General features: G+C 36.9%; 15 protein-coding genes. 5 read left to right on the top strand and 10 right to left on the bottom strand.

The genetic code is table 11. The annotated features are described in order from the left end of the window. The first annotated feature begins 472 nt into the window (after positions 1 to 472). The 3 genes from ACQKOF_RS12480 (at position 473) to ACQKOF_RS12470 (ending at position 3,236) form a co-directional block, all read left to right on the top strand. Entirely contained in the window at positions 473 to 1,543 is a 1,071-nt protein-coding gene (locus tag ACQKOF_RS12480) for a YibE/F family protein (RefSeq protein WP_427557534.1), read from the top strand. Then, entirely contained in the window at positions 1,543 to 2,319 is a 777-nt protein-coding gene (locus ACQKOF_RS12475) for a YibE/F family protein (protein ID WP_427557300.1), read from the top strand. The genes ACQKOF_RS12480 and ACQKOF_RS12475 overlap by 1 nt, the downstream gene beginning before the upstream one ends. A 299-nt stretch (positions 2,320 to 2,618) precedes the next feature. After that, a complete protein-coding gene (locus ACQKOF_RS12470) occupies positions 2,619 to 3,236 on the top strand; it encodes an HAD hydrolase-like protein (protein WP_427557297.1) in 618 nt (205 codons plus the stop codon). Positions 3,237 to 3,281: 45 nt separating this feature from the next. Here ACQKOF_RS12470 and ACQKOF_RS12465 read toward each other — a convergent pair whose 3' ends face one another. The 3 genes from ACQKOF_RS12465 to ACQKOF_RS12455 all read right to left on the bottom strand — a co-directional run bounded on the left by ACQKOF_RS12465 (position 3,282) and on the right by ACQKOF_RS12455 (position 5,990). Next, positions 3,282 to 4,106: a methyl-accepting chemotaxis protein gene (locus tag ACQKOF_RS12465; RefSeq protein ID WP_427557294.1), complete on the bottom strand. Its 825-nt coding sequence runs from the start codon at positions 4,104 to 4,106 to the stop codon at positions 3,282 to 3,284. Positions 4,107 to 4,213: 107 nt separating this feature from the next. After that, the gene (locus ACQKOF_RS12460) at positions 4,214 to 5,206 is read right to left on the bottom strand and encodes a VanW family protein (RefSeq protein WP_427557292.1); all 993 of its coding nucleotides are present in this window, start codon (positions 5,204 to 5,206) and stop codon (positions 4,214 to 4,216) included. Between the two features lie 160 nt (positions 5,207 to 5,366). Next, positions 5,367 to 5,990, bottom strand: a complete 624-nt coding sequence (locus ACQKOF_RS12455; protein ID WP_427557289.1) for a hypothetical protein — start codon at positions 5,988 to 5,990, stop codon at positions 5,367 to 5,369. A 167-nt stretch (positions 5,991 to 6,157) separates the two neighbouring features. On the opposite strand from ACQKOF_RS12455, the gene pgeF reads away from it, so the two are divergent. Further along, positions 6,158 to 6,922 carry a peptidoglycan editing factor PgeF gene (gene pgeF, locus ACQKOF_RS12450; protein WP_427557286.1) on the top strand — a complete coding sequence of 255 codons (765 nt, stop codon included), beginning with the start codon at positions 6,158 to 6,160 and terminating at the stop codon, positions 6,920 to 6,922. A 527-nt stretch (positions 6,923 to 7,449) separates the two neighbouring features. On the opposite strand, the gene ACQKOF_RS12445 is transcribed toward pgeF, so the two are convergent. The 7 genes from ACQKOF_RS12445 to ACQKOF_RS12415 all read right to left on the bottom strand — a co-directional run bounded on the left by ACQKOF_RS12445 (position 7,450) and on the right by ACQKOF_RS12415 (position 16,907). Further along, complete coding sequence (locus tag ACQKOF_RS12445) at positions 7,450 to 8,814, bottom strand: amino acid permease (RefSeq protein WP_427557284.1); 1,365 nt, start codon at positions 8,812 to 8,814, stop codon at positions 7,450 to 7,452. Positions 8,815 to 9,211: 397 nt separating this feature from the next. Next, positions 9,212 to 9,421, bottom strand: coding sequence for a hypothetical protein (locus ACQKOF_RS12440; protein ID WP_427557281.1), 210 nt, complete (start codon positions 9,419 to 9,421; stop codon positions 9,212 to 9,214). Positions 9,422 to 9,478: 57 nt separating this feature from the next. Further along, on the bottom strand, positions 9,479 to 10,993 hold the full coding sequence (locus tag ACQKOF_RS12435; protein ID WP_427557279.1) for an NCS1 family transporter: 1,515 nt from the start codon (positions 10,991 to 10,993) through the stop codon (positions 9,479 to 9,481). Positions 10,994 to 11,208: 215 nt separating this feature from the next. Next, entirely contained in the window at positions 11,209 to 12,471 is a 1,263-nt protein-coding gene (gene preA, locus ACQKOF_RS12430) for an NAD-dependent dihydropyrimidine dehydrogenase subunit PreA (protein ID WP_427557276.1), read from the bottom strand. A 13-nt stretch (positions 12,472 to 12,484) separates the two neighbouring features. Then, entirely contained in the window at positions 12,485 to 13,852 is a 1,368-nt protein-coding gene (locus ACQKOF_RS12425) for an NAD(P)-dependent oxidoreductase (RefSeq protein ID WP_427557273.1), read from the bottom strand. Positions 13,853 to 14,192: 340 nt separating this feature from the next. Beyond that, positions 14,193 to 15,596, bottom strand: a complete 1,404-nt coding sequence (gene hydA, locus ACQKOF_RS12420) for a dihydropyrimidinase (RefSeq protein WP_427557270.1) — start codon at positions 15,594 to 15,596, stop codon at positions 14,193 to 14,195. A gap of 66 nt (positions 15,597 to 15,662) precedes the next feature. Beyond that, positions 15,663 to 16,907 carry a Zn-dependent hydrolase gene (locus tag ACQKOF_RS12415; RefSeq protein ID WP_427557268.1) on the bottom strand — a complete coding sequence of 415 codons (1,245 nt, stop codon included), beginning with the start codon at positions 16,905 to 16,907 and terminating at the stop codon, positions 15,663 to 15,665. Positions 16,908 to 17,045: 138 nt separating this feature from the next. Between ACQKOF_RS12415 and ACQKOF_RS12410 the strand changes: the two genes are divergently transcribed. Next, on the top strand, positions 17,046 to 18,215 hold the full coding sequence (locus ACQKOF_RS12410) for a PucR family transcriptional regulator (RefSeq protein ID WP_427557265.1): 1,170 nt from the start codon (positions 17,046 to 17,048) through the stop codon (positions 18,213 to 18,215). Positions 18,216 to 18,459: the final 244 nt, after the last annotated feature.

The raw sequence follows: 18,459 nt of genomic DNA, 5'->3' as shown, positions 1-18,459 counted from the left end.
CTCGGCGTAATTGCGTCCGGAATCGGCTTTGTGCTTAGGCCTGCAGATGTTTTTTGCGCGAAAGCGTAGCGGCAGCGGCACCGATGCAGGTCAGTTAGCCGTTATCGCATGGATGCGATGATTTTAGGCTAACATCCTTTATTCAATTCCTTTCCGATTCCGTGACATCCACCGGAGGCTCTAACTTCTTTCAGCAAATGTCTTTTGTACCGAAAGCGTAGCGACAGGTACAGGTGTTTGGACACCCGCAGAAAAGTAACTTAAATTCGCATTCATCTCACCGCCTATAGAGGTGGGATACTTCTGCTGAAAGAAGTTAAAAAATCATAATGATATTGTGAGTCATTGTTCGTGTCAACTCTAACAATGAACGCAACGAATTTGATTAGATTCCCTTCTCACATTGGAGGTTTTTTTATTGCAAAACATCTTGAAGAAAAAGTCTTATAACAAAATTATATTTTATACCTTTATGGCAATTTGCTTTATCGCTTCTGTTTTTTTCGTTTATCACAATGAAGCTTTTTATGATCGTCCAATTGCTGAAGTTATAAAAACGGAATTAAAAGAATCAAACCCTGTAACGGATATGTATGAAAATGATGATCATTTATATACTCAGCTAATTACAGCTATATTAAAAAATGGTGAAGAAAAAGGGAAGCTTATTCATTTTACAAATGAGTATTCAGCATCTGGTGCCTACGACCAAGAGTACCATGTTGGGAATAAATTATTTGTTTCCATTAAAGCAAATACGGACAAAAATGGAGATTTGGCTGGGACAATTTTAGACGTAAAACGTGATCAGTTCGTCTTGATAGTAGCGTGGATTTTTATTTTTGCTTTGCTGATTGTTGGAAAAAGACAAGGATTATTCTCAATCATCAGTTTAATTATAAATTCTCTTGTATTATCCTTCGCCTTGGATTTATATGTGCATTCAAATATAAATTTGATATTTATAAGTGGGGTATGTGTTCTTTTATTTACGATCATTTCTTTAATGCTCATTAACGGCTTGAATGAAAAAACATATGCAGGGATTGTTGCAACACTTTTAGGAACATTTATTTCGTTATTGATTAGCGCTTTAGTACTGTGGATCACAAACGAGAATGGAATTCGATATGAAGAAATGCAATTTTTAACGCGACCTTATCGAGTGATTTTTATGGCTGGGTTATTTATTGGAGCACTAGGGGCTGTAATGGATGTCTCCATTACCATGGCTTCTTCAATGTTCGCTTTATTTGAGCAAAACCACAATATTTCTGACAAAGCACTGAAAACCTCAGGTATGGATATTGGGAAAGACATTATGGGAACGATTACAAGTATTTTGTTTTTTGTTTATATTTGTGGCTCAATTCCTATGTTAATTTTATATTTAAAAAATTCTTATCCATTAGGTCAAACACTTTCCTTGAACCTTTCGTTAGAATTAGCCCGAGCCCTAGCAGGTGGAATCGGTGTTGTCTTAACGATTCCGATCAGTCTATATACTTCTATTTTTTTCATTAATCGAAAGAGGGCAAAATAATGAATGTATTAGTATGGTTAACTGCCATTTTATTCATATTGATGATCGCTATTGGTGGAAAAAAAGGTGTTCGATCTTTTCTATCTTTATTTTTAAACTTTGGAGTACTCTTTATCACTATCTTTTTAATGACCAATCAGAAAAATAGTCCGATTGTATTAACGCTCATTGCCTGTACCGTCATTAGCTGGATTAGCTTATTTTTTATTAATGAAATGAGCAGTAAAACGGTAACTGCATTCATTTCTACGATGATTACGATTGTCATTTTATTACTATTCATTGTTTTTGTAACGGAGAAATCAATGATTCGAGGATTCGGGGAAGAATCTACAGAAGAAATTAGTATTTTTTCACTTTATATTGGGGTTAATTTTGTGCAAATTGGAGCATCCGTTATTATTATGAGCACGATTGGTGCAATTTTGGATGTTGCCATTTCCATCGCTACTTCCATGCATGAGATTCTTCACCATAACCCGTTAATTAGTAGAAGAAAATTATTTACATCAGGTTTAAGCATTGGAAGGGACATTTTAGGTACAGATACAAATACATTATTTTTCGCTTTCTTCGGTGGATATTTAAGCTTGCTCATATGGTTTAAAGATTTATCTTATTCAATTGGCGAAATTGTTAATTCTAAAATATTTGCCACTGAACTTATTATGATATTCTGCGCAGGTATTGGAATCGCACTTATCATTCCTATTACTTCCTCAGTAAATGCATATTATTTAACAAAAAAACGAGATACAACACAAGATGTTTCATAATAGTCGTACCTGTCACCCAACTCAAACAACGGATGACAGGTACTTTTTTTGTCCATTTAACTAAATAAAAATATTTTAAAGATGATTTCGTTATTGAATTCAAAGCATTTTTCGGTACAATATTTACCAAAGAACCTGAAAAAATATTTACCCATTAGTAAAAAAAATAGTCATCTGGGGTTATTTATAATACGCTGTTTCATATTCTGTATAATCATGTCATTATTTTAAAAATAGGCAGTAACATTTTCAAGAAAAAAACGTCTTTACAACTAGATGATTAAAGGAGAAAATTTGTCATGAAATATATTATCTTTGATTTTGATGGAACATTGGCAGATTCTACGGCAGTGTTTGCATCAGCTTGGAATACACTTGCGCTGAAATATAAATTTAAAGGAATTGAGTTAAAGGAAATCGAAGCATTGAAAAAATTGTCTATAGCGGAACGTAGTAAATTATTCGACTTTCCTATGTATAAATTGCCCATGATTTTACCACAGTTTTATCGCTTGTATCGTCAGTCATTAAATGATGTTCATCTTTATGATGGTATTAAAGAAGTCCTTATGGATATTGATAAAAGAGGCTATAAAATCCTTATTATTTCCTCCAATTCACAGGAGAACATTTTAGAATTTCTAAAAATGAACGGCATTCAGTGTATATCAAATGTTCTTTGCTCAAACCGTATTTTTGGAAAGGATAAAGTAATGAAGAAATTTTTAAAAGATTCAAACATTACACCATCAGAAGTTTTATACATTGGTGATGAGCAAAGAGATATCGTAGCCTGCAAAAAAGTAGGCGTGCCTATTATTTGGGTTAGTTGGGGATATGACGCTATTGAAGTTGTACAACAAGAAGAGCCCGAATACAAAGTTGCTACACCACAAGAAATTTTAAATATCATATAAATGTAGAGGATAATAGCGTTTAAATTGCTATTATCCTTTTATATGTTAGGCTTTTACCTCGCTAATATGCATTAATTTTTCTGCTGTGCTGTTAATTCCTTTATAAGTATCGGTTAATTCATGCATACTCACAGAAAATTGCTGGGTAAACGTTGCGATTTGATTTGCTGATTCATTGACTTGATCAATAGATTGTTTAATGCTTTCTAATTGATTTGTAATGCTATTGGCACTTTCATTACTACTTTGAGACATTTTCTGTATTTCAGATGCTACTACAGCAAAGCCCCGTCCATGCTCACCTGAGCGAGCAGCCTCAATGGAAGCATTTAATCCAAGAATTTTAGATTTCATGGCTAAATCTTTTACTAAATTAACAATCGTATTGATTTGTTGAATATCTCCAGTCATTGATTCCGAAAAGTTGGATAGCTCCTCCAAGCGATTTGATACATCTACACTTGCTACTGCTAACTCTTCATTCGTTGCGATCATTTCTTCAACAGAACTAGAAAGCTCTGTCGCTAATAAACGCATACCATCCATTTTTTCATTCGAAATAATGGCACTTAACACACCAACTACTTTCCCACCATCAAAAATAGGTTGTGCTGAGGCAATATACGCCATTCCAAAATCCTCAGAACCTCGCTCTTCCCTAATAAACTTTCCTGAGCTAAGAGCCTTTTCAGTTGTTGTTCCACGATACTTCACTATAGGATCACCAACTTTAATCTTTAAGTCCACTTGTTTTCCTGGCTTATAGGCAATGACTTTCTCAGTATCAGCAACTATAATACAAGCATCTTCTGGATATGTTACCTGGTAAAAATCAATAGAATCTATTGCTGCCTGTAGTTTCGGATGCATTATTTTTCCCCTTCCTCATAACACAATTATACTGAAATACCTCAATTTAACTATAGCATGACACCTAAAAAAAGACACCTTTGGCATAAGTGTCTTCGAAAAAACTACTATGGCTTTTTCAAGATTGCTACATATTTTTCTGCTGTTCTTATCTCAACTGTAAGAGCATTTTTACTATAGTTAGCTTTAATTAAAAATGGTACGTTAGTTGTATTTTGAAATCTAAAATCTAAGCCCCCATAGGAAACTGTAGCGTCTCTTCCTTTTGGAACATACCCAACATCTAAAGAATGGTGATGACGTTCTACAAATTTTACTGGTATTTGATCAATTGCGTTAAACAAGGTTGAGGACGTTTGACAAACACCTCCCCCAATGCCCATCACAACCTTTTTGTTGATGATTTCTGGTGCAGGCTGAAAACCATTTACTTCGTCCCTTGGTCCAACGACTGTATTGAAGGAAAAATAATCTTCACTTCCAACGATAACATTGTTGATTGCCTTCGCAGAAAGTTCAATATTTTTATTTCTTCCTACATCATGGGCATTGAAGTAAGTTGTATAAGATGCAACAACTACGTTTTCTAAAGAAGGAATATCTTCAAAATAATACCCGCTTTCTGTAATATAAAGAGGCATCTCCACTTTACCACCGGTCGCTGATACTTCTAATATTTTCTCTACTAATTCACTTTCTTTTAAAACAATTAAAGGACTCCCTTTAATTACTTTTCCTTGATCGTCCAGCTTATCGAGTATCATACGCTTATCATAGCCGACTGTTTTTTCATGCCCTCTCGCTAATTTTTTTGCTAATTGCTCAATTTGTTTTGTATACGATTGTCTATCACTTTCATAGTCCATTTCTTGTGGTGATATTGTTTGAATGATGGCTTTTGTAGAAGGGTCCACAATTTCAACAACGACAGGCTTTGTTTGTTGTTGTTCAAAGGTAACAGGCTTTTTTAAATCCTCAGCTTTTTGCTCTGACTCTTGAATTTGTTGTTCTTGTTTTTTCTCATCCGTAGATTTCCCCTGACAGCCAACTAGCCCAATTGTACATATTATACATAGTATGGTCATCCACTTCTTTTTCAACATAAAACACCTACCCTATCGTCATACTACAGAGACATCTTATTCGTGTATTGCTGATAGTGTGTTTCATTTCATCATTTTTATTTGTATAAACTAAAAACACTCTACAAAGATGAGTGACTTTGTAGAGTGCTATTTTTTTATAGATGAAGGGAATTTTTTATTTTGCATATTTCACATAAAACCTATAGATTAATACTATATAAATCCAATCATAAATCAGGGTTGCAAGCGAAATAATAGTAATCAATGGTGTTCTAAATGACATATAGAATCCAATTGCTGCAAACACAGTACCGATCATTTTACAGACGGCTATACCCATTGATTGTCCACTTAAGTTCCCTCTTTGTATGAATAAGGCGATAAAAAGCCCTGACATCATCAGATTTTGTAAAAATGCTGCATACATGCCTATCATATCTACGAATTCATGCATCATCGCTAAAATCGTGAAAAAGCTTACGACGAGTGTTATGAAAAAAGATGAATAAAATATCTTTCTCGGAATAATTTTTTTATACTCCTTATAACCATAACGTAAAAATTGCATCATAATGAAAATGTCTAAAAGAAACCACAGCAAATTAATAATCTTTTGCAGGTCATTTTGCGGATACATAAATGAAAAGATAAATTCCCATGAAATATTGGCACAAATTGCGGCCATTGGCATGCCATATTTCTTATCTTGAAATCCTTGTTTGATGACGAGTATGTATGTAATAATCCAAAAAAGCCCCGAGCCTAATTGGCAGATTAGTAAGAAAATCTCTGGCGTCATTTTTACAAACTCCTTCCCTCTAATATTGATTCTTCGATACTATATGTGAAGAAATCTATTCTTTATGTCAAAAGAATTGTAGAAAATACTCATGGCTCTAAAAAATCTTAAGAGTAAGCGCCTATACATTCATTAACCAATCATATATAGTAAGACGAGGTGATGATATGAAAACTAAAATTTATTTTGATAACGCACAATTTATCGCAGGCACTACCTTAAAAGATGACATCGAGCTAGAACACAACAATATGGCACTGCATACATGTGTGAATGAAGCAGATGTACTAGAAAATCGAAAAAAATTAGCAGCTACTTTACATTGTGACTTAAATCATTTTATTTGCACTCAACAAACACATAGTGCTAATTTCCATAAAGTCACGATTTCTGATAAAGGACGCGGCGCTGAGCAAATGGACACTGCCATTAGTAATACCGATGCCCTTTATACATTAGAGCCGAATTTACTTTTATGTAGTTTTACAGCCGATTGCGTACCTGTCATTTTTTATAATGAAGTCAATGGCCTTATTGGCGTAGTGCATTCAGGCTGGCAAGGGACTGGCAAGGAAGTGACATTAAAGCTTTTTCAACATTTGATGGAGCATGAACAATGTAATCCACAAGATTTTCACATACAAATCGGTATGGCACTTAGTCAGCAGAAATTTGAAGTGGATGCAGATGTCTATGAAAAATTCCATAACCTAGGCTATGCTGAGGACTTTATGTATTACAATACACAAACAAATAAATATCATATCGATAATCAACAAACTGTCAAAAAACAATGTGAGCTTGCAGGTATTCCAACTAAGCAGATTTCGATTGATTCAACATGCACATATCTCAGCCCAGAAGGTTTTTCCTACCGTCAAGATAAACAGGCTGGCAGACATTTAAGCTTTATTATGCGAAAAGAACAATAGTTAAAAGGGACAATCCAATTCTTAATGGATTGTCCCTTTTAATTAAAACGCTATTCCTAAATGCTTAAAGATGTAATGAAATTTAATCTTGAGACCCCGATAAATTTTATGAGGAGCGTCGATACACCTTTTTTTCATCTATAGAGAGCTGACTTAGATGAAAATAATCAAACATTCCTAATAAGCAGGATCTTTTTGATAGTTTAATCAAAGCTATACTCTTTTGGTTCAGCTTGCCTACTCATACTGTTGTTGAGGAGCTGTTGATTTTTCACGGAGAGTGGCGACTCCTGCGGGATTAGCTTGCGCTGAAAGCCCCGCAGGAACGAGGTGACGAGGAGATTGAAGCCAAGCCCGCGGAAAGCGCCAACTCGGAGTGAAAATCAACCTTTGTTTATTGATACACATTATTTATTTTTGTCCCATTTTAAAGATGCTAACAATAAACAGGCAAAATGGGTAAAATCGTTGTTACAAAACTAAAAAGGATGCATCTCATAGTAGAAATACACCCTTTTAACATTTCATTATTTATTAACTGGACGTTCTTTTCCAATTCTAAAAACATAATAGCTAATGATAACAAGAGCTAAGAAAATAACTCCCACAATAAGAGAAACTCTAGTATCATCATTAAACCACATACCGATTAGCACCATGACTAAAAAGGCAATCGTTATATAGTTTGTAAATGGTGCAAATGGCATTTTGAATGGGTGCTTTGACAGTTCTTCACCTTTTATTTTTCTAAATCGTATTTGACTTATTAAAATAACAAACCAAGGAATCATCCCCGGTAATACACTTGCACTGTATACATATACAAATAAATTCTTTGGCGCTATATAGCTTAAAATAACACCAATAACCAAACCAACTAGTACGCCTGCTGTGCCAAATATCGGAACACCATTACTTGAAAGCTTCGCAAAAAATTTAGGTGCTTGTCCATTCATGGCAAGCGTATACAGCATACGTCCCGCACTATAAATTCCACTATTACAGCCTGACATTGCCGCTGTAATAACAACAAAATTAATAATTCCTGCCGCAGCGGTAATTCCAACCTTTGCAAAAGTTGCAACAAATGGACTACCAATCGTACCTAATTCATTCCACGGATAAACTGTTACAATGACAAAGATTGCACCGATATAAAATATTAAAATACGCCAAATAATACTTTGAATCGCATTTGTAATCGTTTTTTGAGGGTTTTTCGCTTCTCCTGCAGTAATCCCAATAAGCTCAACGCCTTGATAGGCTGCAACTACTAATGATAACGCAAAGAAGAACCCCGTCCAGCCACCTGTAAAGAAGCCTCCATGATTCCATAGATTCGATAATCCAATTGCCACGCCACCATTACCAATCCCAAAGAAAATAAGTCCAAAGCCTGCAACAATCATTAAAACAATCGTCACAATTTTAATCATGGCAAACCAAAATTCAAATTCTCCAAAAGATTTAACAGAAACAAAGTTGGCAACACCTAAAATCACCATTGCAATTAAACCTGGAATCCATGCAGGTAAATTTGGATACCAATACTGCATATATGTTCCTACTGCAATAACCTCTGACATTCCAACAATAATCCATTGAAACCAGTTACTCCACGCCGTTAAATAACCAGCTAATGGGTGTATATATTTATAGCCAAACGTTGCAAAGGAACCTGTACTTGGCTCCACATAAAGCATCTCTCCCATTGCTCGCATAATGAAAAAAATAAATATACCTGCTATAGCATATGCAAGGAGCACGGAAGGCCCTGTCCACTGAATGGCACTAGCAGACCCCATAAACAAGCCCACGCCAATAGTTCCTCCAAGAGCAATCATTTGGATATGACGTGCCTCTAATCCTCTTTTTAATTCTTTATTTGCCACTCAATTACGCCTCTTTCTAAAGTTCTTTCTACGATGAATTATCTTATAATAATAATAAATTCTATTGAAAAACACAATTGTATTTTTAGGAAAAACACGATTATGGCAATAATAGGACAAGGATTCTGAGCATTTTGGTATTCTATCCGTTACTTTGAATGTTCTATCCATCACTTTAGCCGTAAACGAATCAACTTAGAGTAAAAGCCTATTTGATTACGTAAAAAAGAGGCTGGGACATAACTAAATGGTTCCTTCATAAAGCCGAAAAATCTCTAAATTAACAAAACACGATAAATAGAAAAACCGAACTATTTCGAAACACTTCATGAGCGTTTCATTGGATAGTTCGGTATTTTTGTTGGCTGAAACACTTTTGTCCCAGCCTCTTACTTTTTTACTGTAATAACGTCTGTTCTTGGAGCTTTGCAGAGAAATATTTGCGTGCATCTGATGTTAGAATTTGCAGCAAAATAACCTCTTCTTGACGCGCAAATTCTACAAACATACCACTTAAATTTTCATAAACATATTTAATTTTAAAGCCGCTATCTAAATAATGATCCACTTTTTTTATTTCCTCTGTGCTTTGTTGATGTTCTGACATGCAATCACCTCACCTTTCCGTTCATCAACCTCTTGATATTCTGTTAGGTGTTTAATATTATTTAGCACCTTTTAACAGCGGATCTGATTGTTCAACGACATCATTCTCATCTGGAACAACAGTTGGAGCAGGCGCTTGTTGCTGTCCAAATAGTTCATCCAAATTGTGACCAGCTGTAATCCCTAAATATTTTGCATCACTTGGATCTTCTAGCTCAGCTTGAGGGTATTTTTTGAACCACCAATACTTCACTAATACATAATATACAAGTGCGCCTATAAAAAACCCTATTAATGAGGAATAAGTGGAGAATACATTTGCCACTGCACCACCGATAATCCAAGCGATTAAACCAGCTAAGTTAAAGCCATTCCAATATTTAAATTGACCCTCTAAGTCATAAAGTGCTTTTACATGCACGCGACGTTTACGGATTAAATAGTAATCAGCAAATAAAATACCAACGATTGCTGTTAAAATTCCTCCGATAATTAAAAGTGCATTTACTAACACATCAAATAAACTCCATGGTTGTGCTAGAATACCAATTATTCCTGCAATAACAACCCCAACCCAAAACGGCACTTTTGGCCCACCGATATTTGAGAAGATCGTTGCAGCTGGGATAACATTTGCAGAGGTGTTAGTTGACCATTGTGCTAATACAATCATTAACAGTAATATTCCTAAAATAAAGCCACTTGCACTTTGCTGTAGTGCATTGATAGGATCAGCAGAGGCAACAGCCATATAGCACACAGCACCAATTGTCACTATGAAAGTATTTGTAATCGGCATGACGATTAATGAGCCGACCAGTTGTGTTTTATTGCGTTTGAACCAGTTGCGTTCATTTTTTGGTGCTTTAAAGAAGCGTGAAAGTGAAGGCATATCGGCTGCTAGCGTCGACCAAAATCCCATATTCGCCATAATCACTACCATAAATGCAGTGAAGGCAGTGAATCCTGTTGTTGGCGCTTCCACCCACGTCCAAATATTTTTCCCTTGAGCTACTGCATTATCTGCCAAGGTATAATACATCCAGCAGGAAATTAAAATAATAACTGGTGCTGCTAAATCTGCAAAGCGTTCAATAGATTTAATACCTAGTGATGTATTAAATAACTGAAGTGCTGCAAAGACAATGAAACAGACAAACCAGTTATCAAAACTAAAAAGTAAATTTAAAATGCCGTTTATCGCTAATGCTCCAAAATAAGTGTTCAGACCGAACCAACATGCAGCCGTTACACCTCGGACAAGTGACGGAATATGTGTGCCAAATGTACCGAACGGAGCACGCATATATACTGGGAATGATAAGCCATGTTCAATGCCTATATCACCAATCAACGTCATAAATACACCAATTAGGCAAGAGCCAATTAACGTTGCTAAAATTACCATAGGCAATGGTAAGCTCATGATTGCTGAGCCACCGATTGCAAAAGCCGCTAAAACAATTGCCATCCCTATCCAAATTACTGCAAAACCAAATGTTCCAATATTTCTTTGCTGATGTGTCACTGGAAGTAAATCTGGGGATTTTAAATAATTCCCATCACGTTCCATATAATCTCTCCTTCTTTTATCAAATTTCCGTGACAACTTACATGAGGTTATTCCTTCCTTCAACGAAAATGCTGAAGGAAGGTGGAATTTCAGTTTATCTTCATTCGGCAAAATACTCCTACCTCAGAGAATAGTGGGATGAATTCAAACACCCTACGAATGAAGATTCAGCCTCCAAACGCAATAACGCCAAGGCGAAATTGATTTTAGACTTTTTACTTAGATAGACTACTAATCAGAGATTGACGTTCATTCCAAGTCATTGGTGGAACTGTAGATTTGCGTTCAACCATTGTAATAGCACCATCTACAGGACAAACGATTGAGCATAAATTACAGCCTACACAGTCCTCTTCCCGAACTTTCAGCATTGGGCGACCATTTTCTGAATATAAATCGATACATTGATGCGAAGTATCTTCACATGCAATATGGCACTTGTTACAGTTAATGCAAACATCGTTATTAATTTCAGCCACGATTTTATAGTTTAAGTCCAGGTCACCCCAATTGGAATATCTAGAAACTGAGCGACCTACTAAATCCATGACAGAGGCAATGCCTTTATCGTCTAAATAGTTATTGAGTCCATCAATCATATCTTCAACAATACTAAAGCCATGATGCATTGCTGCTGTACAAACTTGTACGCCCGTTGCTCCCATTAATATAAACTCGGCAGCATCTTGCCAGTTGGAAATACCACCAATGCCCGAAATCGGAACATTGATTAATGGATTACGGGCACACTCTGCAACCATATTGAGTGCAATTGGTTTAACGGCAGGACCACAATAACCACCATGTGCGCCCTTTCCTGCTACATGAGGCACTGTATTCCATGTATCTAGGTCGACACCCGCTAAGCTGTTAATCGTATTAATCATACTAACAGCATCTGCTCCACCTCTTGTAGCCGCTTCTGCCGTTACTGTAATGTCGGTAATGTTTGGCGTTAACTTCACAATTACTGGTGTTTTCGCTGCCTCTTTCACCCAGTACGTTTGCTTTTCCACCAATTCAGGTACTTGACCAGAAGCAGACCCCATTCCTCGTTCCGCCATCCCATGTGGACAACCAAAGTTAAGCTCAAGACCATCAACCCCTACATCTTCTACTCGTTTAACAATCTCATGCCATTTTTCTTGCTTTGGCTCCACCATTAAGGAAGCGATGATTGCGTGATGTGGAAACCTTTTTTTCGTTTCATAAATTTCTTGTAAATTTACCTCTAACGGACGATCCGTAATCAGTTCAATATTATTGAAGCCAGCTACTCTTTGTCCGTTAAAGCTAACAGCTGCAAAGCGGGAAGAAACATTTAAAATTGGATCACCTAATGTTTTCCATACAGCACCACCCCACCCCGCTTCAAATGCGCGTTGTACTTGATAGCCTGAATTCGTTGGCGGTGCTGAAGCAAGCCAAAATGGATTCGGCGATTTGATGCCCGCTAAGTCAATGCGTAAGTCTGCCATATTAGTTCCTCCCTTATGCAATCTCACTTGGTTTTCTTAAACGTTCATGGATCTTGTATGCTGCGTCTTTTCCTTGCTGTACAGCTGTTACAACCATCGCCTCGCCCTGGCCATTTCCAAAGACGACATCTCCACATGCAAATACTTTGTCATTCGAAGTTCGCATTGTCGTTTCATCAATATCGACAACGCCATTTGTATGCTGTAAGCCAAAAGCTTCAATCAGTGACACAAAACGTGTTTGCCCAATCGCCTTAATAACAGCTTCCACTTCAATAATAAAATTGGACCCTTCAATCTCCTCAGGTCTTTGTCGACCATCAGCACCCGCTTCACCGAGCTTCATTTTCACACATTCAATGCCTACGACCTCACCTGACTCATTGCCAATAATTTTTTTCGGTGATGCTAGCCACTTAAACTCCACACTATCCTGCTTGGCAAATTCATATTCAAATTTGTACGCAGTCATTTCCTTTTGTGTTCTTCTATAAAGAATTTGAACATTGTCAGCATCTAATCGCACTGCACATGTAGCACCGTCAATCGCGGTATTTCCTGCACCGATGACAGCCACTCGCTTCCCAACAATATCTTTTGTAAGCGGTCCCATTTTTGTTTTTCTGACAAACTCAATCGCATCATGAACACCGTCTAAATCTTCACCCTCAATGCCCAGATTTGGCACAGCTCCCATACCGACTGCTAAAACAACACTGTCATATTGCTCCAAGATTTCATCAGCAGAAATATCAACACCGACAGTTGTGTTTGTTTTGATTTCCACACCAAGCTTTTCAATTTGTTCAATTTCCCAATCAACGACTTCGTTTGGTAAACGGAACGACACAATACCATAGCTCCCTAAGCCACCAGCTTTCGATTCAGCTTCATAAATAGTAACCTGATAACCAAATCGGCTTAGTTCACGAGCAGCCGATAAACCAGCGGGACCTGAACCAATAATCGCTACCTTCAGTCCATTGCTTTGCCCTTGCTTAAATAGCTGAGCATTCGTTTCCATTGCCCAATCTGTTGCATAGCGCTGTAGCTCTCCGATTTTAATTGGCTTTGTTGAGGAATTTAACACACACGCCCCTTCACATAGTTCCTCCGTTGGACAAACCCTTGCACAGCTTGCACCAATTGGATTTGCTTCTAATATAGTCGTAGCAGAGCCCTTCATATTACCAGAAGCAATTTTTTTTATGAAATTCGGGATTTGAATACTCGTTGGACAGGCTTTAATACATGGTGCATCATAGCAATAAAGACAGCGATTGGATTCCTCTATTGCTTCACTCTTCGTCATTCTGCTAGTCAATTCCATAAAATTACGTGTTAACTGTTGGGACATTACATTTTCTTGATTCGGAGCCATTTCCACATCCCCCCTCATGTGTTCATTTTTTCCTTTTTATTACACCTTGGCGTAATTGATGTTAGAACCATTGAAAAAAGAGCCACATTTAACATTTATCTCACCACTTATAGAGGTAGATGTAGCTAAATGAAGATAGTACGAGACCGATTGCTCTGTTCTCCATCCAAAGCAATCGGTCATAAAGTGAAACTTTAATCAGTGGGGTTTTTCTTCATCCCCCACTGATTATTAGTTGAACGAATCGGGCTTTTACGGGCAGTTTATCTCCCACTTAACTTCTTTGCTTTTGCTAAAATTTTGCGGTAGGAGTATTACTACCCGTTAATGCAGGATAATGCTAAATGTTTAGTGCTTCTCCAGCTGTAGCTTTTAATGGACGTTTAATATATTGCCCGCTACCTAGTACACCAACAAATTCTTTATTTTTTATGACATATTCTCCACGTACTAGAACAGTTACTGGTTCACCTGTTACTTCCCATCCCTCATATGGGTTATAATCCACGTTCATATGATGTGTTTTAGCCGAAATTTCTCGTTTTACCTCTGGATCAAAAATAACGATATCGGCATCAGAACCGATTGCAATCGTTCCTTTTTGTGGGAATAAACCAAATATTTTTGCTGCACTTGTGGAAATCATATCGACAAACTCATGAATAGAAATTTTTCCTTTTGCAACACCTTCTGAATATAAAATACTGAAGCGGTCTTCAATAAAAGGTCCACCGTTAGGAATTTTAGAAAAATCATTTAATCCTAACTGCTTTTTACCCTTAAAACTAAATGAGCACTGATCAGAGCCAATTGTTTGTAGTTGTTTTGCTTTTAGAGCATTCCATAAATGATCCTGATGGTATTTCGGGCGAAGTGGTGGGGACCAAACATATTTTGCACCCTCAAAACCAGGTTGTGCTAAAGCAGATTGATCCAAAGTTAAATAAGGTGGACATGTTTCACCGTAGACGTCATAGCCTTTTTCACGCGCAGCAATGATCTCATCTACCGCCTCTTTACATGTTACATGGACAACATAAAGGGTAGCACCAGCAATATAGGCTAACTCAATTGCACGTTTCGTCGCTTCGCCTTCTAATTCAGCTGGACGAGTGAGCGCATGATAAATAGGCTCCTTATGACCTGCATGTCTCGCCTCTTCTACAAGCTCATCAATAACAGAACCATTTTCACAGTGCACCATAACAACAGCACCGAGGTCTTTCGCTATTTTAAAAGCCTTAAAAAGGGTGCGATCTGTTGCTTGAAATTCTTTTGCATAAGCCATAAATACCTTTACCGAAGTAATGCCCTCCTGCTCTAAGATTTGTGGCAATTCGGCTTCTGTTTCAGGGGTTAAATCACCAATCATTAAGTGGAATCCGTAGTCGATGGCTGATTTCCCCTTCGCCTTGTCATGCCACTTTTCAACTGCAACTGAAAGTTTTTCCTCGCCAGCCGTTAAGCAGAAGTCCAAAATAGTAGTTGTCCCACCGAAAGCCGCTGCAATGGTACCAGATTTCCAATCATCATCTGTTACAGTATTATTAAATGGCATATCTAAATGTGTGTGCGGATCAATTCCTCCTGGCATCACATATTTACCGGTTGCATCAATAACTTCTGCCCCAGCATCGGATAGATTTTTGCCAATTTGAACAATTTTTCCGTTTTCAATTAAAATATCTGCCTCAAAAACATCTGCAGCTGTCGCCACTCGTCCACCTTTAATAATTTTTTTCATTCTGCCCCTCACCCTTCGTAAAATAATGGAGAATGCTCAATCATGACAATGTTAAGAAAATCCACCTTAATGTAACGTGTAGGTCTCTCCCATACTGAACTTTGTTTGCAGCGTCAACACTGTTTCAAGTAATACATCTGCTCCTTTCGCACAATCCTCAAATGTTGTTTCCTCTTCCTCGCAATGACTCTTACCGTTAATACTTGGTACGAAAATCATCGCTGATGGAACAATGCTTGCTATATATTGCGCATCATGCCCCGCCCCGCTAAACATCCGGTGCGCAGTATAACCGAAGCTCTGACAAGCCCTTTCCACTTCATTACAAATAAGAGGATCAAAATAGACTGTATCTCTACCCCATAGCTTAACTGGCTTAATGCTACAGCCCATATCCTCTGCAGAAAGATTATTCAGTATGTCCTCAACCTTTTGCATAACTTCTTGTTTTTGATGACGTGAATCTATCGTAAATGTCACATTGTTCGGTATAACGGTATGAATATTTGGAGAAACATTCATTCGCCCAAAGGTAAACACTAACTGTTCATCAATTTTTCCGAGCTCTTCATGTAAATACGTAATGATTTTTGAAGTTACGATCATCGGATCTTGACGCATTGTCATTGGTGTCGTTCCAGCATGATTGGACTGCCCTGAAACCATAATTTCATAGCAAACCATGCCTAATACACCTTCAACAACTCCTATTTCCAGTTGCTTCGCCTCTAGAACAGGTCCTTGCTCGATATGCAATTCGATATAAGCAAGTGCTTCCTTTAAACGATTTTCTTGATCTCCCTCATAACCACTTGCTTGCAGTGCTTCTTTGAAACTAGTGCCATTTTTGTCGACAGATTGCAGCATTTTTTCTTTTTCAAATTTAGCTGAGATGACACCAGAGCTCATCATTGCAGGATCAAAACGAGCACCTTCTTCATTCGTAAAATTCACAATCATTATAGAGATATCTAGCTCAATCTCATTTTCCTTTAACGTTCTAATGGCCTCTATTGCCGTTAAAACGCCTAATACACCATCAAATTTCCCACCCTTTTCAACGGAATCTAAATGCGACCCCATAATAATTGGAGGGATATCCTTTTTCCCAGGTAGAATGGCATAAATATTACCCATATCATCGACTTTGATGTCCATCCCTAATTCTTCACAACACTCACAAAAATAGTTTCTTGCTAATACATCCTCATTCGAAAGAGACAAACGAGTTACGCCACCATTTTCAGTAGCTCCAAATTGACTAAATTGTTCAATTAACTCTTGCAATCGTCTACTATTACACTTATACATATGCAAGTCCTCTCTTTCACAGTAGTTATACACATTCTATAAAAGATAAAAATTATGAGATATAGATAGCAAACTAAAAAAATATGTGCATCTGCACATAATATATGATAAGTTATGTTCATAATAAGGGGGGGGAAAATGGGGACAATTCGCAAAATTGTAGAGGGAATCCAATTCCCAATGCTAACATTAGTAGCTGGACATAGCGGAACTTTTCGAAGAGTTACAGGGATTAACGTAGTAGAAAGCATCGATTTAATTATGTTTTGTAGACCTAATGAATTAGTCGTGACTACAGGTATTAATTTATCTTCAGAAGGAGATTCCTTAGAGCAACTTGTAAAACTAGCTTTCTCTAAAAAAGTAGCAGGTTTTATCATCAATACCGGCCCATATATTCCAAATATACCAGAATCAGTCATCACTTTTGCCAACGAACATGATTTCCCTATTTTTCACATGCCATGGAATTATCGAATAGCAGATCTATTAAAAACAACATTTCAATTTATCGCCAATCACCATCAAGAGCTTTCTATCGAAGAAAAGATTCTTTATAACTTACTTTTTCACTACAAACAAAACGCCGACTACATTAAAGATCAATTAGCACTACTAGGTTTTCCACAAGGTAGGGAGCTAGCCATCATTTCATGTACAACAAATGGTGCACAAGCTACTATTGACCGTTACGAGGTCATGATCCAATTTGCATTTCAAAATAGATATAAACGCTTCTTAAAACTAAAGCATAAAAATCACCTCATCTTTTTAATCGACAGAGCACAAATCATTACGCCAAATACTCCCTTCTCAAAAGTTGTTGAAGAAATTTACGACAAAATTACGCAAAAAAATGGTTACTTGGATATTATCATTGGTAAAGGAAATTATCATAAAGAGCTGGAAAATGTTCGCAAAAGCTATGATGAGTCATTAACAGTAATCCAATTAGCAAAACTTCATAACAATCGTTTCCTATATAAATATAAAGAAATCGGTGCCTACAAAATTATCATGGCCGTGCAAAATCAAACATTAATCAAATCATATAGCCAAGACATCTTAGGTATGCTTTATCGCTATGATGAATTGCATAACTCAGATTATGTACAATTTTTACGCATTTTTCTCGAGGAAAATGGTAGTACCCGTAGGATTAGCGAACGTCTATTTATTCATCGCAACACAGTACTTTATAAAATAAAAAAAATAGAAACGCTATTAGATATGGACTTAAGTAACCCATTTACAAAAACAAATCTCTACATCGCATTTTTGATTGAAGATGTATTGGCACACCAATAAATTTTATCACCATAAGATTTCCGTTTGCCTTTCTAGGTAGTAAAAATCCGCTTCGTTATCTGGGTGCCCACCCTTATATCTTTGCGGATTTTCCCCTAAATTTTTCTCCTAGCCATAAACGAAAAAACTGACGAACCAAATGGGAGGGTACTGAAAAACTTACGTTTTCATAAAAGCGAACCTTTCTCAGATAAAAATAAGGCACTTCTTGTTCGATTTTGAACAGGAAGTGCCTTATTTCTGT

The organism is Lysinibacillus sp. NPDC093190 (assembly GCF_050280425.1).
GTDB lineage: Bacteria > Bacillota > Bacilli > Bacillales_A > Planococcaceae > Lysinibacillus.
The sequence above is the reverse complement of the archived record's forward strand: the minus strand, read 5'-3'. Positions and strand labels throughout refer to the sequence as shown.